This is a genomic window from Exiguobacterium sp. s163 (genome assembly GCF_018617135.1).
Lineage (GTDB): Bacteria > Bacillota > Bacilli > Exiguobacteriales > Exiguobacteriaceae > Exiguobacterium > Exiguobacterium profundum.
In genome coordinates this window covers 31432-51771 of the sequence record NZ_JACSJN010000005.1, presented here as the reverse complement: position 1 = coordinate 51771, position 20340 = coordinate 31432, and the positions used below count along the sequence as shown (strand labels likewise).

The 20340-nt window shown below is 47.9% G+C and carries 18 protein-coding genes, 1 riboswitch and 1 other annotated feature; of the genes, 8 read left to right on the top strand and 10 right to left on the bottom strand.

Annotation, left to right across the window (positions count from 1 at the left end; all coding sequences use genetic code 11):
• Window positions 1–46: 46 nt before the first annotated feature.
• Window positions 47–298 (bottom strand): hypothetical protein, encoded by a 252-nt coding sequence (locus KNO71_RS12850; RefSeq protein ID WP_230235447.1) that lies wholly within the window; start codon window positions 296–298, stop codon window positions 47–49.
• Window positions 299–438: 140 nt separating this feature from the next.
• Between KNO71_RS12850 and KNO71_RS12845 the strand changes: the two genes are divergently transcribed.
• Complete coding sequence (locus KNO71_RS12845) at window positions 439–1818, top strand: TrkH family potassium uptake protein (RefSeq protein ID WP_214685131.1); 1380 nt, start codon at window positions 439–441, stop codon at window positions 1816–1818.
• A 149-nt stretch (window positions 1819–1967) separates the two neighbouring features.
• Window positions 1968–2252 (top strand): hypothetical protein, encoded by a 285-nt coding sequence (locus tag KNO71_RS12840; protein ID WP_078146131.1) that lies wholly within the window; start codon window positions 1968–1970, stop codon window positions 2250–2252.
• A 69-nt stretch (window positions 2253–2321) separates the two neighbouring features.
• Here the strand turns inward: KNO71_RS12840 and KNO71_RS12835 are convergent, their stop codons facing one another.
• Together KNO71_RS12835 and KNO71_RS12830 are read right to left on the bottom strand one after the other, a co-directional pair.
• Window positions 2322–3392, bottom strand: coding sequence for an SDR family oxidoreductase (locus KNO71_RS12835; protein ID WP_078146132.1), 1071 nt, complete (start codon window positions 3390–3392; stop codon window positions 2322–2324).
• Window positions 3389–5563, bottom strand: a complete 2175-nt coding sequence (locus tag KNO71_RS12830; protein WP_078146133.1) for a PAS domain-containing sensor histidine kinase — start codon at window positions 5561–5563, stop codon at window positions 3389–3391. Before KNO71_RS12830 ends, KNO71_RS12835 begins: the two co-directional genes overlap by 4 nt.
• A gap of 126 nt (window positions 5564–5689) precedes the next feature.
• Here KNO71_RS12830 and KNO71_RS12825 point away from each other — a divergent pair, with 126 nt between their 5' ends.
• A complete protein-coding gene (locus tag KNO71_RS12825; RefSeq protein ID WP_015880505.1) occupies window positions 5690–6184 on the top strand; it encodes a restriction endonuclease in 495 nt (164 codons plus the stop codon).
• Window positions 6185–6401: 217 nt separating this feature from the next.
• Complete coding sequence (locus tag KNO71_RS12820; protein ID WP_015880506.1) at window positions 6402–6884, top strand: LURP-one-related family protein; 483 nt, start codon at window positions 6402–6404, stop codon at window positions 6882–6884.
• Between the two features lie 56 nt (window positions 6885–6940).
• Here the strand turns inward: KNO71_RS12820 and KNO71_RS12815 are convergent, their stop codons facing one another.
• A complete protein-coding gene (locus KNO71_RS12815; protein ID WP_015880507.1) occupies window positions 6941–7564 on the bottom strand; it encodes a DUF1836 domain-containing protein in 624 nt (207 codons plus the stop codon).
• A gap of 151 nt (window positions 7565–7715) precedes the next feature.
• On the opposite strand from KNO71_RS12815, the gene KNO71_RS12810 reads away from it, so the two are divergent.
• Entirely contained in the window at window positions 7716–8366 is a 651-nt protein-coding gene (locus tag KNO71_RS12810; RefSeq protein ID WP_214688879.1) for a diacylglycerol/polyprenol kinase family protein, read from the top strand.
• Window positions 8367–8521: 155 nt separating this feature from the next.
• Window positions 8522–9442: a UDP-N-acetylmuramate dehydrogenase gene (gene murB / locus KNO71_RS12805; protein ID WP_015880509.1), complete on the top strand. Its 921-nt coding sequence runs from the start codon at window positions 8522–8524 to the stop codon at window positions 9440–9442.
• 95 nt (window positions 9443–9537) lie between these two features.
• Here murB and ald read toward each other — a convergent pair whose 3' ends face one another.
• From ald to trhO, 4 genes are all read right to left on the bottom strand, one after another.
• Window positions 9538–10668 carry an alanine dehydrogenase gene (gene ald / locus KNO71_RS12800; protein ID WP_214685135.1) on the bottom strand — a complete coding sequence of 377 codons (1131 nt, stop codon included), beginning with the start codon at window positions 10666–10668 and terminating at the stop codon, window positions 9538–9540.
• A 132-nt stretch (window positions 10669–10800) separates the two neighbouring features.
• On the bottom strand, window positions 10801–12024 hold the full coding sequence (locus KNO71_RS12795) for a PucR family transcriptional regulator (RefSeq protein ID WP_214685137.1): 1224 nt from the start codon (window positions 12022–12024) through the stop codon (window positions 10801–10803).
• Between the two features lie 91 nt (window positions 12025–12115).
• On the bottom strand, window positions 12116–12541 hold the full coding sequence (locus KNO71_RS12790; RefSeq protein WP_143180200.1) for a divergent PAP2 family protein: 426 nt from the start codon (window positions 12539–12541) through the stop codon (window positions 12116–12118).
• Between the two features lie 118 nt (window positions 12542–12659).
• The gene (gene trhO / locus KNO71_RS12785; protein ID WP_214685141.1) at window positions 12660–13601 is read right to left on the bottom strand and encodes an oxygen-dependent tRNA uridine(34) hydroxylase TrhO; all 942 of its coding nucleotides are present in this window, start codon (window positions 13599–13601) and stop codon (window positions 12660–12662) included.
• Between the two features lie 225 nt (window positions 13602–13826).
• Between trhO and KNO71_RS12780 the strand changes: the two genes are divergently transcribed.
• On the top strand, window positions 13827–14471 hold the full coding sequence (locus tag KNO71_RS12780; protein ID WP_214685143.1) for a TVP38/TMEM64 family protein: 645 nt from the start codon (window positions 13827–13829) through the stop codon (window positions 14469–14471).
• A gap of 17 nt (window positions 14472–14488) precedes the next feature.
• On the opposite strand, the gene KNO71_RS12775 is transcribed toward KNO71_RS12780, so the two are convergent.
• Window positions 14489–15772, bottom strand: a complete 1284-nt coding sequence (locus tag KNO71_RS12775; RefSeq protein WP_196430354.1) for a Na+/H+ antiporter NhaC family protein — start codon at window positions 15770–15772, stop codon at window positions 14489–14491.
• Between the two features lie 67 nt (window positions 15773–15839).
• A riboswitch (SAM riboswitch) is annotated at window positions 15840–15935 on the bottom strand.
• A gap of 98 nt (window positions 15936–16033) precedes the next feature.
• On the bottom strand, window positions 16034–17713 hold the full coding sequence (locus KNO71_RS12770; RefSeq protein ID WP_214685145.1) for a GGDEF domain-containing protein: 1680 nt from the start codon (window positions 17711–17713) through the stop codon (window positions 16034–16036).
• Window positions 17714–17867: 154 nt separating this feature from the next.
• Window positions 17868–18079, top strand: a binding site (T-box leader).
• 57 nt (window positions 18080–18136) lie between these two features.
• Between KNO71_RS12770 and argS the strand changes: the two genes are divergently transcribed.
• On the top strand, window positions 18137–19819 hold the full coding sequence (argS, locus tag KNO71_RS12765; RefSeq protein WP_214685147.1) for an arginine--tRNA ligase: 1683 nt from the start codon (window positions 18137–18139) through the stop codon (window positions 19817–19819).
• The last annotated feature ends 521 nt before the right edge of the window (window positions 19820–20340 follow it).

Below are 20340 nucleotides of genomic sequence, written 5' to 3'. Positions count from 1 at the left end.
AAAGCGAGAGACGCCACTCGTCTCCCGCAACATGCGTTCCCGATGATTAAGCGCCGTTTTCATCAATCAACATTTGAATGCTGATATTTCGTTCTTCACGCTCTATATCGGTTAATACGTCGTATTTTTTTAACAATGCGTACAATTGATTCACGACTTCTTGCTCGAGTGACCAATTGAGTAACTCTTCTAGCTGAAAATAAAGGTGAGCGGGCATACATTGTGATTGACGCTCTAACCTTCGTGAGACATCCTCTATCGAATGATCTACCGTACTAGGGTCCACGGTTTCATTCAACCTCCTCAACATTCTTAAAGTCTATCTCCCATAATACCAAAAAATCGAAGAAAGCGTTAGAGATACATTTTCTTGTTGGCATTTAGAAAGGTGAAGAGTAACATGAGGCTTAGAATAATAGAAGTGAAGGAGATGTCGTGATGCGGCATAGACTGTCAGCGCGTGAGGTGCGCTTGAAGCGAATCGAGGTACTTTACCGAGCCGTATTTGAAAAACCTGCCCGTTTTATCGCGGGAGGATTTTTACTGGCGATTTTTATCGGGGGCACTCTTTTATATATGCCATTTGCGCAAGAAGAATCGGTTTCTTGGATTGATTGTTTATTTATCGCGACGTCTGCCGGAACGGTCACTGGACTGTCGACAGTCGACATCGGCTCCTCCTTCACCCTGTTTGGTGAATTGGTCATTGTCGCCCTCATTCAAATCGGGGGTCTCGGGTTTATGACGATCGCCTTGATGTTGCTCAGTGTATTAGGGAAGAAAATCGGATTAAAGCAGCGAATCTTGTTACAGGAATCACTGAATTTAGCGGGGCCGGGAGGAACGGTTCGTCTCGTACGGAACATCGTCTTCACGACGGTCATCGTGCAGTTCATCGGGATGTTGTTTTTGACGTTCGAGTTGTTCAGTACAGAGAACTATTCTTTTGGAAAGGCACTTTATTACGGTTTCTTCCATGCAGTGTCTGCCTTCAATAATGCTGGATTCGCATTATTCCCAGACAGTCTCATGTCATTTGAGCAGAACACAGCCATCATTGTGACCATCGCCATCATGATTATGATTGGAGGTCTTGGCTTCACGACGATTGCCGATACCACGGAAAAGAGAGGCTGGAAACGTCTCGCCCTCCATTCGAAAATCATGATTTTGTCACTCTTGGTCATCAATGGTGTCGCTTGGTTCGTCCTCATGATGTTTGAGTGGGTATCGAACGAAGGGGTATTGTACGGTCGATCCCTCGGTGAGGCGTTACACGTAACGTTCTTCCAAGCCGTGACGACACGGACGGCCGGCTTCAATTCCATTGATATCGCGACCATGGCACCAGCCTCAATCGGTTTGATATTGATTCTGATGTATATCGGGGCAGGGGCGGCTTCGACAGGGTCGGGGATCAAAGTGACGACGCTTGCCGTCATCTTTGCGGATATGTGGGCCTTCATCGCAGGGAAGAAAGAAACGGTCATCATGGAGCGGACGATTGATGCGTTTCAAATCAAAAAGGCGTACGTCGTAGCCATCTCAAGTTTCTTGTTCATTATGATAATCACGACACTCGTCATTTTATCGAATGGCCACATTCCGGCGACTGCCATTTTATTCGAAACGGTCTCGGCGTTTGGGACAGTAGGGTTGTCGCTCGGCATCACAGCGGAATTGAATGATGCAGGGAAGGGCTTGATCATGTTCATGATGCTTCTCGGACGTGTCGGGTCGTTGACCATTCTCTTTACCGTCGCACGTCAAGCCGACCGGAAAATTCGCTATCCGAAAGAGAAGATTTTGATTGGTTGAACGTGTGTTTTGGGCTGCATTCCTCATAGAGGGACTGCAGCCTTTTTAAGTGAACGTGGTCAGGAGGCGACATTTTTTGATGGCCTTCATCGTATGAAACGATTGGTATATAATGGGTTGGAAAAGGAATGATCGAGGAGGCTTTTGACTTGTTATCTTGGCTTGGTATGACAAAAGGGGAGAAGACAGGACGCCCCTTCTTCGGGGACGTGTCGAAACGAGCGGTAACGCTTGTGTTACTCTCCTCGTTGATGTTGATGTCTGGTGTGAAGTTGCTATTGGTTTACTTGATTCCGACTGCGTATTTGGAGGATGACATCATTGCGGTTCTTCCTAGTATCGTAGGGCTCCTTGTGGCATTGGTCTATATCCTCGTCCTCGAGCGTCTGCTTCACGATCAAGCGGTGTCTCGTAACGATGTGGATGAGATGTAAACACGTGTACGCTGTGATCGAACGTACACGTGTTCTTTTGGTTCCAATCATAGTTGAAGCCCTGACGAATCAGGGCTTTTTGTGTGCCATGAAATAATGGACAATCTCTGGGAGGTAATCCTGGAGGTCCGGACAAACGATGCCCGTTCCGTCGAGCGCCCGTATCGTTTGTGTCGTGTCATAGTGAACGGGATGTTTAAAGTACTCCAATAGTTCGTGAGGAACCTCGAGCCGTTTGGCACCATTCCAAGCAGTGAATGCCGCGTCGGCAACGGCATGAGGAACGGTCCCGCGAGGAGAGCGCTGAAACATCGTCTCATGCAACATACGATACACCTCGCGTGCGCCGTGTGGGAACGGATCCGTCAAATGGAATGTCCGCTTTAGACCGTTTGGAGAATGCGCTAAGAAAGCGGTCGCTTCTACTACATAATCGTACGGAACGAGGTTTACCTCAACGTTCGCCCGCCCGATGTAAGGGAGTGGGCGCATCTGTTGGAGTTGTGTCATCAATTGTAAGACGAAATAGACACCGTCGAACTTTTTCGTTTCGCCCGTGCGACTATGTCCGATTACGATGCCAGGACGAATGATGGTGATGGGCATGCCTCCCATTTCTCGCGAAACGAGTGCCTCTGCTTCATATTTAGTCGCTTCATAATGATTTTTGAACTGGACTCGGTGCCATAATTCATTTTCATAGACCGTTCCACGACGACGTCCGGCGATATAGGCGGTACTAAAGTACACGTAACGCTTCAATTGTTTCGAGCGTTTGGCGAACGCGGTCACATGCTTGGTCCCGAGGATGTTGACGCGATAGCCGACGTCATACGAAATACTCAAGTCATATGCGGCAGCGAGGTGGAAGACGTAATGGACATCTCGTTCAATGACAGACCGCATGATCGGGTCGAGAATCACTTCGGGTAACGTGATGTCTGCTTCGACAAGGACGAGCTGATGTGGCGCAAGCGACGTCGTTGACAGTAGCGTATCTCGTAGCTCTTCTGCATCACGTTGTTGATTCGGAAGATGCAAGGCATAGATGACTCCGATTTGATGCGGTAACGAAGCGAGGTGTTCAATTAATTTTCCTGCTAAAAAACCAGGGAATCCGGTAAAGGCATAATTGTTCATGACGTTTCCTCCGCTAAGTCTAATGTGAATGTAAAAGTCGACCCTTTCCCGACTGTCGATTCCACTTCGATGCTCCCACCATGTGATTCGATAATTTCTTTACAAATCGACAACCCGAGACCGGTTCCACCAATTTTACGTGTATCCGAATTATCGACCCGATAAAACTTAGTAAACAACTTTTCAAAGGCGTGCTCGGGAATCCCGATTCCAAAATCACGAATGGAGACATGAGCTTGATCGTTGTCTTTTCGGACCCGCACTTCGATTTCCTGTCCATTCGGAGAATATTTGATCGCATTTGAAATCAAATTGACGAGAACTTGCTCGATGCGATCTCGGTCGGCAACGAGATACAAGTCATCATCCGCATGATCGAAATGAATGGTATGATCACTCGTTTCGCGGAAGCGTTCAATCACTTCTAAGACAAGTTCATTCAAAGCGAAATGATCTTGTTTATATTCTTGGTGACCATCTTCCATGCGTTGGATGTCCAAAAAGTCGTTGAGTAGGACGGTCAATCGTTTCGCTTCCCGCGACATCGTCTTCAAGAAGCGCTCTCGTTTTTCAGGCGTCAAATCTCGAGCGAGCATCAATTCAATATATCCCGATAATGAAGAAAGAGGAGTTCTTAGTTCATGTGAGACCGTGCTCACCAGTTCATTTTTAATCTGGTCCATCCGCTCTTCCTCGGTTCGGTTACGAAACACAAACAAGAATCCACTATCCATACCGATTTGTCGTTTTGTATCCATCGTCGTTCCATACATCTCATAGTATTCTTCATCTCGGTCATTCGGCTGTGGGATGGAGAATCGCATCGACACTTCACGCGCCGTCCCGTCGAGAAGTTGATCCATCTTTCGTAGCATCTCGCTCCTGTCACGAGGACGAAACGTGGAGAGGAGCGGGATACGCTCTTGAATTTTGTTTGGAGCAATCCCAGGTAAGTCCATGAGTCGCCTTGCGTGGACGTTCATGAACAAGACACTCCCGTTCGATTCGGTCAAAACGAACGCTTCATTCGATGCTTGTAAGATTGACTGGATGATATCGCGCTGACGGGCGATGGCATTTTTTTCACGTTCGAGCATACGCTCTACTTTTTTACGGTCGCTGATATCACGCATGACCGCGACTCGTAACGTTTGCCCTTGATACGTCACTTCTTTCGGATACACTTCTAGTTCTAAGAACGTTCCATCTTGCCGACGACCAATCACTTCGTATGGCGTTTGAATGTGATTGCGAATGCGTCGCAACACATCGGCCCGGTACCCTTCCGCGATAAACTCGATAGTCTGGCGTCCCATCATTTGCTCTGCAGGGATTTTAAAGATGGATTCCGCTGCCTTGTTCGCATCGAGAATCATCCCATCTTCATGGAACAGAACGGCTTCGATGACCGATTCGGCAAACATGCGATAACGCTGTTCCTTATAACGGAGCTCACGTTTCAACTCAATCTCGGAACTCACATCAAATACGAAGAAAAAGAAGCCGATGAGTTGCTCTTGCTCATAAACGGGATGCATGAACAATTTGCCGATGAAATGTGTCCGATCTTTACATTGAAATTTCCATTCCCGGTCTCCTTTGTCGAGTGCGAGGCGTAACATTTGTTCGAACGATAGCAACCGTTCCGTCTCGTCTTGATAAGCAGAGCGCTTTTCACTTAATTCTCTCGATTCAAATAAAGCGAACGGTGTCATTTCGTAAAGCACTTCATGGGGCGCATAGCCAAACAGTTCCGTGGCCCCCTGATTGAAACGAGTAATCAACAGATTCGCATCCGTCATGATCATCGCCATGTCGAGTTCAGTATGCATCATCGCCTCAAAAGCGTTGTGTTGAATCGTCACGCGTGTATCATGGGGCAATGGCTCAATGGAGAGGATATATTGATTTTCCCACGGAATGGCGTGTACTCGCATCGTTGGCAGTTCATACATCCAAGGTAGTCCTTGTTCCATCCGACGAGACAATTCCATCGTAATCGGTGACTGATTGACCATATGGAAAAGGTTCGAACGTCTCTGTAGATTCTCAGGAAACTGCTCGAGAAACGGACGGTTTGCCTGAACGATTGTTCCATCTTTCTGTATTAACGCAACTCCGTAAGGTAATGCATGAAGTAACTCACTTTGGAGATTGGCATGATTCTCCATGAACAGTCATCCCTCCTTCGTGGTGTCAGACGAGCACATCTTCTATATCATTCGACAGATCCCCCTTTCATTTCCTGCCCTCAAAACGGTAAAGTGAGGGAGAGGAATTGGAAAGGAAAGATGAGCATGATTGGATTACTCATTGGGATCATCGGTGCCATATGTTTATGGTGGTTCGAGGCACCGCTTTGGAGCAGCGTACTGCTTCTCTTGCTTGGAATTGCATGGTTTATATGGAAAGTAAGGCTGTCGACCATCGACCGCATTGATCGGATGGATGGTCGGGAGTTTGAATTATTTTTAGAGGAAGTGTTCACCGCGCTTGGTTACACGGTCACGGTGACTCCAGCATCACGTGACTTTGGTGCTGACTTGTTATTGGAGACACCGGATGGATGGTCGATTGCCGTTCAAGCAAAGCGTTATGAAAAGACGGTCGGACTCGAAGCGGTTCAACAAATTGCAGCGGCCGTTCCCTATTATCAAGCACACGAAGGCTGGGTCGTGACGAACTCGAATTTCACGGACAGCGCATACGAATTGGCGGCGCCAAATCAAGTTCGTCTGATTGCAAGAATGGAGCTTGAAGAACTTTTAAAAGAAGCGGGATATAAGCGATGAGAATAGGCTTGTTCACAAGTTCGACAGAATCCAAATGATGTCGAAAAAAAAGGGTTGTCTTTTTCTTTAAACGATGCAATAATCATCTTCGTCATATGAAATATGTAGTAGTTGAAACGAGATAAAAACTACACAGAGAAACGATTGGGGTTTTCAGTAATACCCGACCGTACACATACAAACAATCACGGTTGGAACGTGCTAGGAGGAAAAAGCGGTGCGCAAATTAATTTATGTAAAAGGTTGCGTCTTTACACAAGGTGAGGCGACCATTTATGACGAGACAAATGATGCGATCGGATCTGTTCACCGCGACGCGGAAGGCAGTGTCCAAGTGCACAATTTGTCTGGACGACAGATCGCTCATGGGAAATACATCCCAAACTGCCAAAAATGGGTCGTGATGAACCATGATGGACAGGCGATTGGTCAATTGAAAGACAAGTTCTCGTTATTCGGGAAAAAGTGTGAGTACAACGTCTATGAACGCGGACTCTTCACGATTCAATATGATGTGGAACGTCACAAGTTTAGCGTTCGCGACAAAGCAGGTAAACTTGTCGCGGAACTACGGAAACAAGAAGACGATACGTTCTGCTTAACGAAAGAAGCCGATCAGTTATCGATGTTCGAACTCCTTTCCGTCTTAAAGACGTTAACGGTCAAATCACGGATGCCGCTCGCAGCATCTGTCTCATAACGATGACGAGCACCGGTCAAGAGACCGGTGTTTTTTGATACGAAAAAACCGTCTCATCAAATGAAACGGTTCAAATAGTGCTTGGCCTCGAGTTCGAGTGTCGTCACCCGATGTGCGTACAGACAAAGCTTCAAGACGTGAATGATATTTGGATGTTCATAGTTCATCTTTTCGAGCGAACGCTTCGCCCGTGTATCGAGAAGGTCGATCGGGCTTGTTGACTTCGCATACTCCGCGTAAAGTCGATAAAAATCAATCGGTTTGATGAAGTCGTCTTCGTCCCGGTCAGGGTTGTTGAAGATGAGCGCCAACAAGGAACTCGTCTCTTCGAGGGAAAAAAGGTGTTTCAAGTCATCAAGGAGATAAATGATTGCCGCTTGATGCAAGGAATACTTTTTACCGATTCGTGGGACACCGATGATTTTACGGACTTCACGCTTCGTCCAGTTTTGAATCGTCGTCGCGGAGAGATGCTCGCCGGTCAATGCGTTAGCGAGGGCGACGATTTGATTAATCGATAAGCCGTTCTTTTCAATATGAAACAAGTGGATTTTTCGAAGCTCTTTTGGGAAATGTTCACGCACGTCTTCAGGGAAGAGGGCGATGGCTCGCTCGATTTCTCCGACCTGCATAAAATGAAGGCAATCTGCCAAAGTTTGAATTGAAGTTGCGTCGCGCATACGGCCACCCTTTCTATCGCCAACAGCGTACGTTGGCTATACAGTCATTTGACCTCATTCTACCAAATGTTTGAAAAGTAAGCTAGGATGGGCACTGATTAAGGTATAATGACGGTATCATACACACTCTATATATGAAGGTGGTCAAGCAATGAATGAATGGATTCGTTCGATTCTTTCCATTGTAGTCGTCCTCGTGTTTCTCGTGGGTCTCGAGCAAGTCGGGAAACGTCTTGGATGGACGGATGAAACGATTCGAAAAAGTGTACATATCGCAGTCGGACATTGGTCGTTACTAGCAGTTTGGTTAATGGATTCATGGTACGTCGCGGCAGTCCCGCTCATCTTCTTCACATTTGCGAATGCGGTCCTTTTGTATAAAAGCCCGTCACCGGTGCATCAAACGGAGCGGAAATCATTCGGGACCGTATACTATCCGATTGCATTGCTCATTATTTTATACTTCTTCTTCGAGTCTGAGCCGATCGCGTTTTTAGCCGGGTCACTCGTCCTCGCCTGGGGGGACGGGATGGCAGCACTCATCGGGCGTAAATATGGGACGATCGTTTATGATTTATATGGCCAAAAGCGTTCTTTCCAAGGAAGCATCGCCATGTTTCTAAGCTCGTATGCTGTCTTATTTTTATTGTTTTTGTGGAATGATGTCGTCCTTTGGCAAGTGGTAACATATGGGTTTATCATTTCCATCATCGCTACGCTAACTGAAGCGATTTCATATCGAGATTGGGATAACTTTACAATTCCTATCATCGTTGCCATTGCGACATCGCTATTGCTATAAACTAATCATGAATTTGTAAGAAAAACGTTGCTTGTCACGTCCAATAATCATTTGTATACTGTGATTCGTACTGAAACCATTCAGTGACGTGCTCGGAACGAGTGAGATGGGACCGAGACACTGATTAAATAGAACATAAAGGATTGAGTGAACGCATGAGCTTTTTACAGCAACTCCAGATGATCATTCCGGCCGAGCGCGTCCTTCAAGACGAGCCGTTGTCGGCACACACGTATACAAAACTAGGCGGTAAGGCAGATTACTTCGTGGCTCCACACACGTACGAAGAAGTACAGGCCGTCTTACAACTGGCCCATCAAGAAGCGATGCCGTTTATGATTCTTGGCTTCGGTTCAAACTTGATCGTCCGCGATGGTGGCATCCGTGGAATCGTTTTGAACTTGAATGAACTCGACTCGATTCGTCGAGAAGGGAATCAAATGATTGCGCAGGCAGGAGCGGCGATTATCGACGTCTCACGTCAGGCATTAGCAGAGGGGTTATCCGGCCTCGAGTTCGCATGTGGGATCCCTGGGACGGTCGGTGGGGCCGTCTACATGAACGCTGGTGCATACGGCGGAGAGACGAAGGATGTCATCACATCTGCGACGGTGTTGACGCAGGATGGTCAAGTACTTCATTTATCTAAAGATGAACTCGATCTTGACTACCGAACGAGCCGTGTCTCGAAAGAGGGCTTGATCGTACTCGAGGCGACGTTCGAACTAGAACCGAAAAACTATGAATTGATCAAAGAAGTCATGGACGACTTGACGTATAAACGGGAATCGAAACAGCCGCTTGAATATCCTTCATGTGGAAGTGTGTTCAAACGTCCGCCTGGCTATTTTGCCGGCAAGTTGATTCAAGACTCAGGTCTGCAAGGGAAACGCATCGGAGGAGCGGAAGTCTCGCTCAAACATGCGGGCTTCATCGTCAATATTGATGAGGCGACGGCGACTGAGTACATTTCACTCATCCGTCACGTCCAGGCGACCGTTAAAGAGAAATTCGAAGTGGAATTAGAGCCGGAAGTGAAAATCATCGGGGAAGATATCGCCGTTGAGAACGCATAACGCATAATAATGAAGGAATCGGACGATGGCGTTCGATTCCTTCTTTTTGGTATAGAGAAAAGACGATGAGAACGGGCATCTCATCGTCTTAAGGGTTAAGCTTGTGTTTGTTTCGAGACTGCCTCATGGGCAGGAACGAACGGATATTCCAAATCCCGCGCGACCGCTTCATACGTGACCGTTCCGTTGATGACGTTTAGGCCTTTGAGAAGCGCCTCGTTTTCAAGAAGTGCTGGGAATACGCCTTTTTGTGCACACTCGATGATATATGGCATCGTCGCGTTTGTCAGACCCATTGTCGATGTGCGTGGCACGGCACCTGGCATGTTAGCGACAGCGTAGTGTTGCACGCCATAGCGCTCATACGTTGGCGCATCATGCGTCGTGATATGGTCGATCGTCTCACAAATTCCACCTTGGTCGATGGCGACGTCGACGATGACCGAACCAGGCGACATGCGCTGTACCATTTCTTCCGTGACGAGTTTCGGTGCTTTTGCTCCTGGGATGAGCACGGCACCAATCACAAGGTCACTCTCAGCCACTTGTTTCGCAATGTTGTATTTATTTGAGATCAACGTATTGATTGTGTTTCCGAACAAGTCGTCGATTTGACGAAGACGAGCCGGGCTAATGTCCATCAACGTCACGCTCGCCCCAAGACCAATTGCGATTCGAGCTGCATTCGTTCCGACGACACCACCTCCGATGACCGTGACGTTCGCACGAGGCACACCTGGGAGACCAGACATTAAGATTCCCTTTCCACCATGTGGTTTTTCGAGGATTTGGGCTCCGATTTGCGCAGCCATACGTCCCGCCACTTCACTCATCGGTGTGAGGAGTGGTAACGTGCGGTCCACTTCTACCGTCTCGTAGGCGATCGCTGTAATCCTTGAATCGACGAGCGCTTTCGTTAATTCCGGCTCCGCCGCAAGGTGTAGATAAGTGAAGAGCGTCAAGTCAGGACGGAAGTATTGATACTCAGACGGTTGTGGTTCTTTTACTTTGAGAGCGAGTTCAACGCCTTCCCAAACTTCTTTCGCCGTTTCAAGAATCGTCGCACCAGCATCAATATATTCCATATTCGTGAAGCCGCTACCGAGTCCGGCATTCGTTTCGACGAATACATCATGACCAAGCTCCGTTAACATAAATGCACCCATCGGTGTTAAGGCCACCCGATTTTCATTGTTTTTAATCTCTTTCAATACCCCGATTTTCATGGAACATTCCCCTTTCATTCCGTTGACACAAATTGTTCACACCCCTAGTATAGACCCATTCGAAAACGCTGTCTTTATCATGGATTCTAAAAACGAAGACGCTCACTTTGTGAAAAATCACAAAGCAAACGTCTAGTCTTCTAATCGATATTGACCAGCCTTAATGGCTAAATAAATCATGGACCGTTCGGGTAAGGAAACTTGCGTGATATTCGTCAACTCTTCGATGCGGCGAATCCGATACAGAACGGTATTCGGATGGATATGAAGATGGGCGGCGACTCGTTTGACGTTCCCATCAAAATAAAAATACCACTCGAGTGTCTTCACGAGTTCGGTCTGATGGGATGAGTCATAATGTTGCAACCGTTCGACGGTCGGATGGGTTTCAAGTCGGAGCCCGATACGCCGAGCGAGTTCCGGGACGAGTTGATAAATGCCGATCTGCTCAAATGCACGGGAAGTCGAGAGTTCGAGCGGGAACTTGCGACGCAGCGTGGTCACCCGTCGCGCTTCTTCCGCTGCGGCATATAACATGTCACTTTCGAAAAAACGTCGACTGATGCCAAGGTGTGGTTCGGATTCGCTGAACTTGTCTTGAAGCAATTGTTCGAATCGTTCCGCCCAGGCAATGAGTGCGGTCTCTTCATCGGAGAGTTCAGACTTCATATAGTGCCAGACGAGTAGCTGCTGACCGTCGATGGCATGTAAAACGACTTCAATGGCCTCTTGCGTCGCGAGCACATAGTGAAGGCGTTCCGCAAGTTGAGGGGTGATCGGTTGAGCGCATTCGATGACCGTCAACCGACTGGCGACAGCAATCGGGGCAAGCTCGTTCAACCGTTCACGATTGGCATCCGTGAGAGTCGGGGAAGCGAGTACATCTAATAAGAAGCGCTCGAGCTCGGCGCTGATTCGCCGCTCATGCATCGCAATGGTCATCAGTAATTTTTTGGCGATGGTTGCCCCTTCTTGCAGGATAGCTAGTTCTTGAGTGCTGAACGGATTCGTCCGAGCCAAGCTCCAAATATAGCCGAGTACTTCATCATGTTGTTTGATGACGATGGCTGCGCGTTCTCCGAGACCGACGGCGAGACGGGCCGGGATGACGACGGGTTCATCTTGGTCGATGACTTCTTGTAAAATGCCACTCTCCCATAGATCTTCGATGACGGCTTCTGGGACACGACGCCCGATGATGGTCGCAATCCTGGCCGGGTCGGTCGAATCGGGGTGGGTGCTATAGGCGAGCAATTGGTGGTGGCGGTTCTCGATCGTGATTGGTGCTCGAATCGCTTGTCCGATGGCTTCGGCGAGTGTATCGAGTGACTCGTAAGATTTCTGCAAAAAAGGCATGTCGATTCCTCCTCTCTCTTGAGTATAACTTCTTCTTTGTGAAACTTCACAAAAAGAATCAAGAATGCGAGAAATAACATACCTTGTTCCATTACATTGGGAAAAACAATCCGACGACGAGACCGAGTAGCGCTCCGACGATAACCTGGAACGGCGTATGGCCGACAAGCTCATTCAAGAGCGGGGTCTCATGTTTGATTCCTTTGAAATAATCGTTCAAGAGCCGTGCTTGGAAACCGACCGCCTGCCGAACTCCGGTCGCATCATACATGACGATGGTGGCAAAGACGACAGCGAGAGCGAATAGACTTGAGTCAATGCCTTCCATTCGCCCGATTGCCGTAGCGAGTGCGACGACGGTGGACGAGTGCGAACTTGGCATGCCGCCTGAAGCGAACATGATTTCAATTTCAAAATCTCTTGTTTTAATGAGTTCAGTTACGAGCTTGGCCGCTTGGGCGATAAACCAAGCGAGAATCGCGGCGAGTAAAGGTTCGTTAAACATACGTGCATTCACTTCCTGTCTGACATAGTATCTTCAATATACCCGAAAGAGGAGCAAGCTAGACGTTAAGATTTCGTCAAAAAAAGATGTCTTGGACACGTTCTCCAAGACATCTTCTGGTCGATTTTTGTTACCCGACTACTCCTTCAGTTTCCTGAAGTTTCTCTGCAATGTTATCGATGATATAACGGTTGCGTGGGTGTTCTTGACACTCCTTCGAGCATGAACGCATTTGTTTTGGTTCACACTCTTCACAACAGAAATGCTGTACATTGCACTCCGGGTTAGCACAATTAACGTAACGAACCGTCTCGGTCCCACAGTGCATACAGTGTGAGACGACAGATGGGTTCACGGAGTTAACCGGGACGTTGATGCGCTCGTCAAAGACGTAGAGCTCGCCTTCCCAGTCCTCTCCTTTTGTCGCTTCATCCTTACCATACATCGCGACGCCACCTTTAAGGTGGAAGATGTTGTCGTGACCAAGGTCACGCATATATGCTGTAAATTTCTCGCAACGGACGCCACCGGTACAGTACGTGAGAAGTGTTTTCCCTTCGTAGAGGTCCTTGTTCTCTTCGAGCCATTCCGGCATGTAACGTGAAGCCTCTACATCGATTTTGATCGCATTTTTAAAGTGACCAAGTTCGTACTCGTAGTTGTTACGAACGTCGAGGATGACGACATCATCACGATTCATCATCTCTTTCCATTCTGCTGGTTCAAGGTATGCACCGTGTTGTTTCGGTACATCAAACTCGCCATCAAAGCGCCACGTCACGAGCTCTTTCTTGTGACGGACAAAAATTTTCTTGAAGGCATGCTCTTCGACTTCATCGATTTTGAACTCGATATCGCTGAAGAGAGGGTTTGCTTTCAAGTCATTCATGTACTGCTCGGTTTGCTCCCAAGTACCAGAGCACGTCCCGTTGATTCCTTCGGAGGAAATCAAGATGCGTCCTTTGATGCCGAGGTCCTTACAATACTTCAAATGTTCTTGCGTGAGTGTTTCTGGGTCTTCGATGTTGACGTACTTATAGTACAACAAGACCCGCATTGGTTTTGTTTCCATGTTGTGTTGCTCCCCTGTGTTCAGTTTTTTGCAGGAAAACGAACGTTGGGTTGTGTCGTTCGACGAATAGACTTGCCTGCAACCACAAGTCCATTATTATATGATAAATATCACGACGAATTTTCGCAAATGGTTTTTAATTTTTTTTGACGAATGCAGGGAGATGCGTCTTGAAAATTGAATTCGGGTAATAGAGTAGTAACGAAAGTTGAAGGTGGAACGACTATGCTAAATTCTCTCCAACAGTACATTATCCAATTGATCGAATGGCTTCAAAGTTTGCCTGGTGGTCCATGGGCCGGTCTAGGTGCACCGTTTTTAGAAGCGATTTTTCCATTTTTACCACTCGTTTTAATCATCTCTGCGAATGCGGCGACATACGGCTTTCTGTTAGGGGTCCTCTTATCCTGGATTGGGAACCTTCTTGGAACGATCGTCGTCTTTGCAGCCGTCCGTTATGTGTTCCGCAAACCGATGACACGCTGGCTCGAGAAACATAAGGCGGCGGTCTATTGGTTAGAACGCATCAATCATATGAGTCCGATCTCACTCGGATTCTTATATTCTCTTCCATTCATCCCGGTCAGTTTGATCACGTATTTATTGGCGCTCATTCAGATGCCGCTCCGTACGTTCATCATGGCGGCAGGATTCGGGAAACTGCTCGTCGTCGTGATTTTTTCTGTCATTGGGGACCAGTGGGAAGAATTTATCCAAAGCCCGTTTCGCTTATCCATGCTCGGTCTGCTCCTCATCGTATTATGGGCCATCAGTCGAGGACTTGAAGAAGTGCTCAAACGACGGGCGTTCAAGAAACGAAACGAGCAGTTGAAACAAGAAATGATAACCAAACGACAAACACCCCTTTGAACAAGGGGTGTTTTCACTTATGACTGTTTTTTGAAACGCGGGAAATTGAATGCGATGGCGATTCCTCCACAAATAAAGAGGAGGAACGGATAAAACATGAACGGGACGAGGTCCGGCGAAGCGGTCTTCGTCAACTCTGCGGCGATGAGAAGTTGTGCTCCATATGGGAGAATTCCTTGTACACCACATGAGAAGATATCGAGTACGCTCGCTGATTTCTTCCGTTCGATGTCATACTCGTCCGCGATGTTCGCTGCAAGTGGACCGGCTACGAGAATGGAAATCGTATTGTTCGCCGTCGCTACGTTTGTCGCACTGACAAGTCCAGCGATGCTCCATTCGGCACCGGCACGTTTTTGAATACGAGATGTCAACGCGTCACGTAAATACGTGAGTCCGCCGTTGTGTGAGATGAGACCGACGAGTCCACCCATGAGTAATGTCAGGAATGAAATTTCGGCCATGCCAATCATCCCGTCCGCAATAGCTGTCACAAACGCCGTGACGGATAGGCTTCCATCTAGGAGACCGATGATGCCGGTGAGCGTGATGCCGCCTAACAGAACCAAAATGACGTTCAGTCCTGTCAATGCGAGTCCGATGACGGCAAGATACGGAATCAGTTTGTACCATTCGAATGCGGCGACATCGACCGTTGACTCCCCATTTGACAAGACGGCGAGTAAAACCGTCGTGATGATGGCAGCAGGTAGCACGATCCAGAAGTTCGTGCGGAATTTATCACGCATGTTCGTTCGTTGCGTCCGGACGGCAGCGATCGTCGTGTCCGAGATGAACGAGAGATTGTCCCCGAACATCGCCCCTCCGACAACGGCTGCGGCAGCGATGGCGACATTGACGCCACTCTCTTCATGGATACCGAGGGCGATCGGTGCAAGTGCCGCAATTGTACCCGTCGACGTTCCCATCGCCATTGAAATGAAAGCGGCGATGACGAAGAGTCCACTCAAGAGAAGCGAGGGCGGTAATAAAGTCAAGGCAGCGTTGACCGTCGCGTCGATGGCACCGATGGCTTCCGCTACCGTTGAAAAGGCGCCAGCCAGTAAGAAAATGAAAATCATGATGATGATGCCCGGATTGCCGGCTCCTTGCGCGATGCGCTCGACGGTTTGGGTGGCACTTCCTTTTGTCATGAATGCCGCAACCATCAAGGCGATGATGGCTGCGACGAGTACCGGAAACTTATAAAAGTCTCCGTAATAGACACCCGCCCCGATGAAGAAGAGTAAGAAGACGAGTAACGGCAAGAGTGCCCATTTGTTTGCTGTTGGTTGTTCCAAAATAATCACCTCACTAAAAATAAAAAGGACCCTTTCTTAAGAAAAAGGTCCTTCGTGCGAAATACCCTTTTCATCTTTCGAGCAATACGCCCGCTGGATTTGGCACAGGTTCCCCGCTGCCGAGACTTCACAGGGCCAGTCCCTCCGTCTCTCTCGATAAAAAGTGAATCTATCCAATTAGTAAACACGTTCCCTAACGTACCTGTTTCAAATCTGCTTGTCAACTTAAAAACTCCCCAATTCGATGTGAGAAAGGGGAGTTTACGTCGTTAAATTGTTGAAGTGCGCCACGCGGTTACGTCCCGCATATTTCCCACCGACATATAGCGCACGGTCCGCGTTTCGAATCGTATCGTCTAAGCGCTTATTTCCAAACGCATCGATTGTATCGACCCCGATGGACGCGGTCACAGAAACCTCGTGATGATCGACAAGGAACGGTTTCGCTTCGATTTGCTGGCGAATTCTTTCTGCAATGTCAACGGCTTGAGACATGTCACAATGATTGAGAAGCAAGATAAACTCTTCCCCACCATAACGGGCGGCAAAGTCATCAGCGCGAAGGGCTTGCCGGATACGTCGACCAAATTCCTGCAACACTTGGTCACCGACTTGATGGCCATACGTATCATTGATTTTTTTAAAGAAATCGATGTCGAGCATGGCGACCGAGATCGGATACATCGAGATGTCGGATATTTGTTGAATCCCGTATTCGTAGAAGGCGCGGGCATTGGCGAGGAGAGTCAAACTATCCGTCCGGCTCTCGGTATACAGACGATCTCGTTCATGACAACGGCTGATGGTCCGATTGAACGATTTGAGCAACTTGATGATTTCATGTTGGATAATCTTCGGATATCCATATACGCGTTCACCCGTCATCACGATCCATGTGCGAATTCCCTCAATCTCTTCCGAACGAATCGAGACGAAGCTGTGGTAGTCGTCATGAAAAGCGTCAGACAATGAGGCATCCCACTCAAATCGCATCTCGTAGTCAAGGACCGGCTCGACAGGTTGACTGATATCCAGTAGCGCAAATACGACGGGGCGATCAATCGGTTGACGCGTCTTCAAGTCGAAGTAGAGTGTGCGATCAAACAGTTTGAACTCGATATATCCTTCATCGTAATGGTTCAATTGTTCACACTGACTTAAAAAGACTTCAATGGCTTGTGCTTCGCTCTGTGATAAAGAGACGGCTTCTTTCGCTTCGTCGTACTGTTCAATCAGAGATTTATACGCATCCTGTCGTCCCTTTTGAATGAGAAGTCGTTTGATGAAGAAGGTCAACGCTGCCGCGATGCTACTGACGACAAGTAAATTCGTCTCTCGGAAGAACGCTGCCGCTAAGATGAAGATCAAACTGACGACATATGTGTAGAAAGCGATTTTCATGAAGTCGCTCAATGCGATATCGACGCGGAACCACCATCTCACCTGATATTTTTGAAATACGGTATTTAACAAGATAGCAAAGAATAACCCGGCAAGCGGTACAAACGATTCTTGCGAATAAAAATCAAGGCCGGTTACCCCACCGAGGGCGAGATAGACGGTAGCGGGAATGACAATTTCTAAGTATGCCGTAATGGCGTTCCACGGATAGGTGAAGCGAAAACGGCGTATGGCGACTTTTGGTCTCAAATTGGCGAATTGAAAGACGAATAATCCAATCTGGTTGACGATGAGTGCGGTTTCAAATCCAAAGAATAGAAAAAGAATTAATACGATACTCTCAGAGAATGTGAAGTACACACCTTTGACTTCGATTGAATCGAGTTGAAAGATGATGACGAGTAATGAGATTAAAATAAAGGACAACGGATCAATGGTCGGGGCGTGCAGCACATCCAATGTAAATAATCCGATGGTGAAGCAGAACAAAACACTCCATATGCTCCAACCGAGCACGGACATCTTGCGAAAGTGGTTCATGTGTTCCCTCCTAGCATGGGACATTTCAAGATATAATAGTAAAGATTCGTCATGATTTCTTGCGAGTCCTGCCTTTCTTTTATCATGCTTGAATTCTAGCATTGAGTATACAGGGAATATCCTCTATAATGAAGTTGCTTTTCAACCGCATAGACGAAAGTCGATGAAAAAGAGAGTAACGATGGTTTAGTCAACAAAGCGACCTGGGGATTGGTGAGAGCCTGGGCTGACAAACGTCGCGAAACGCACTTTTGAGATGCTATCCGAAACGAGAGTAGGCATAGCCGGAGGGAACCGTTATCACCATAAAGCGGTCTGCATCATGCAGGCAAGAAGAGTGGTACCGCGGGAATTCCCGTCTCTTTGCATCTATGCAAAGGGCGTTTTTTTTATGAGTTGTTATTGAAGAAGGAGGACATACAGATGAGTTATGAACGCAAGTATGCAGAAGCACTATCCCGTGTCATCGGTGAAGAACTCACGATTGACCAAATTGAAGCATTGATTGAGAAGCCAAAACACGAGGCGCACGGTGATCTCGCGTTCCCGTGTTTCCAATTGGCGAAAGCTTACCGAAAAGCACCTGTCATGATTGCGACAGATATCGCAAATGAATTGAACGATGCATTGTTCACGAAAGTGGAGGCGGCGGGACCTTACGTCAACGTCTTCTTGAGCCGTGATGTCGTATCAAAAGAAATCATCAACACCGTGCTTGAGGAAAAATCGGAATATGCGACACACGAAGCACGCAATGAAACGATTGTGACGGACTTCTCGTCACCAAACATTGCGAAGCCGTTCTCGATGGGTCACTTGCGTTCGACGGTGATTGGGAATGCAATCAACCAAATCGCACGTAAAAACGGATATGACGTCGTCGGCGTCAACCACCTTGGAGACTGGGGCACTCAGTTTGGGAAATTGATGGTCGCCTACAAGAAGTGGGGCGATGAGGAAGCGGTACGCGCCAACCCGATCGCAGAACTTTTAAAATTATACGTCCATTTCCACGAAGAGGCGAAGACACAACCAGAACTCGAAGACGAAGGTCGTGCTTGGTTCAAAAAGCTTGAAGATGGTGATGTGGAAGCGACAGAGCTTTGGCAGTGGTTCCGTGACGAGTCGCTTAAAGAGTTCCAAAAAGTATATGACCTCCTCGGTGTGAAATTCGAAAGCTTCAACGGGGAAGCGTTCTATAACGATAAAATGGCACGCGTCGTCGAGATGCTCGAAGCGAAAAATCTCTTAGTCGAAAGTGAGGGCGCGATGGTCGTCTCGCTCGAGGAAGAGAACTTGCCACCTTGCTTGATCAAGAAGAAAGATGGCGCGACATTGTACGCGACACGCGACTTGGCAGCAGCGATCTATCGTTACGAGACGTACAACTTCGTACAAGCGAACTATGTCGTCGGTGGCGAACAGGCGCTACATTTCAAACAACTCTTCTCGGTCCTTCGTAAGCTTGGATATGACTTTGTTGATGGCATGCATCACGTGCCGTTCGGCTTGATCTTGCAAGAAGGGAAAAAGATGTCGACACGTAAAGGACGCATCGTTCTTCTTGAAGAAGTGTTGAAAGAAGCAATCGAAAAAGCACAAGCGAACATCGAACAGAAGAACCCGGATCTTGCGAACGCAGAAGACGTCGCACGCATGGTCGGTGTCGGCGCGGTCGTCTTCCACGATTTGAAAAACGAACGCATCAACAACATCGAGTTCGATCTCGACAGCATGCTCAAGTTCGAAGGAGAGACAGGGCCTTACGTTCAATACACGAATGCTCGTGCGAACTCACTCCTTCGTAAAGGAAACTATGACGGCTCACCATTCACTGGTGCAGACGATGACTATTCATGGGGTGTCGTCACGATGCTCAATGCGTTCCCACACGTCATCACGCGTGCACATGAACGCCGCGAACCATCCATCATCAGCCGCTATGTACTCGACCTCGCGCAAGCGTTCAACAAGTACTACGGTCACGTCCGCGTCCTAGAGGAAGATGCGAGCAAACAATCGCGTCTCGCTCTCGTCAAGGCAGTGACGCTCGTATTGACAGAAGGGCTCCGTTTACTCGGTGTCGAAGCGCCGGAAGAAATGTAAGACAGACGAAAGGACCTCAAAAAATTGAGGCCCAGCTTGTTGACTAACATAAATCATATCGCTCGCCTTTCCGGCGCCCACGCTTTCCGCAGGCAATCCCGGAGCCGCATCGCGACCTAGGTCGCTGCTGGGTCTCCGTCGGATTGCTTTCCTGTCGGAGTCGGGACGCCGTCGGGCGAGCAACGCAAACGGTCGTCATCTGACGGCCGTTTGTCTTTTTCTAAGGCCTCGATGGCCGAAAAAATCATCAAAAGAAGGAATCCGACATGTAACGCTTCAATCCTGAAAACGACATGAAGCGAACCAGACGGAATCGAGAAGGTTCAACGCGCCAATCTGGCTTCAGTCACTGTACAAAGCATAAAAAGTTGCCTAACCTGTTGATTGGAAAGGACCGTCTCATAATACGTCTTCAATTTCTTGGGGCAGAACGCCCCAAGAAATCGAAACCCACAAAAAAAGATGGACCAGATTGCAAGATGCAATCTGGTTCATCAACAGCCTGGACCTCAAAAATTGAG

What these genes read in the sequence shown, in the direction of transcription:
- KNO71_RS12845 (WP_214685131.1), top strand. Translation starts at nt 439, where the DNA reads ATGCGGCATAGACTGTCAGCGCGTGAGGTGCGCTTGAAGCGAATCGAG.
- KNO71_RS12835 (WP_078146132.1), bottom strand. Translation starts at nt 3,392, where the DNA reads ATGAACAATTATGCCTTTACCGGATTCCCTGGTTTTTTAGCAGGAAAA.
- KNO71_RS12830 (WP_078146133.1), bottom strand. Translation starts at nt 5,563, where the DNA reads ATGGAGAATCATGCCAATCTCCAAAGTGAGTTACTTCATGCATTACCT.
- KNO71_RS12825 (WP_015880505.1), top strand. Translation starts at nt 5,690, where the DNA reads ATGATTGGATTACTCATTGGGATCATCGGTGCCATATGTTTATGGTGG.
- KNO71_RS12815 (WP_015880507.1), bottom strand. Translation starts at nt 7,564, where the DNA reads ATGCGCGACGCAACTTCAATTCAAACTTTGGCAGATTGCCTTCATTTT.
- KNO71_RS12810 (WP_214688879.1), top strand. Translation starts at nt 7,716, where the DNA reads ATGAATGAATGGATTCGTTCGATTCTTTCCATTGTAGTCGTCCTCGTG.
- murB (WP_015880509.1), top strand. Translation starts at nt 8,522, where the DNA reads ATGAGCTTTTTACAGCAACTCCAGATGATCATTCCGGCCGAGCGCGTC.
- ald (WP_214685135.1), bottom strand. Translation starts at nt 10,668, where the DNA reads ATGAAAATCGGGGTATTGAAAGAGATTAAAAACAATGAAAATCGGGTG.
- KNO71_RS12795 (WP_214685137.1), bottom strand. Translation starts at nt 12,024, where the DNA reads ATGCCTTTTTTGCAGAAATCTTACGAGTCACTCGATACACTCGCCGAA.
- trhO (WP_214685141.1), bottom strand. Translation starts at nt 13,601, where the DNA reads ATGGAAACAAAACCAATGCGGGTCTTGTTGTACTATAAGTACGTCAAC.
- KNO71_RS12780 (WP_214685143.1), top strand. Translation starts at nt 13,827, where the DNA reads ATGCTAAATTCTCTCCAACAGTACATTATCCAATTGATCGAATGGCTT.
- KNO71_RS12770 (WP_214685145.1), bottom strand. Translation starts at nt 17,713, where the DNA reads ATGAACCACTTTCGCAAGATGTCCGTGCTCGGTTGGAGCATATGGAGT.
- argS (WP_214685147.1), top strand. Translation starts at nt 18,137, where the DNA reads ATGAGTTATGAACGCAAGTATGCAGAAGCACTATCCCGTGTCATCGGT.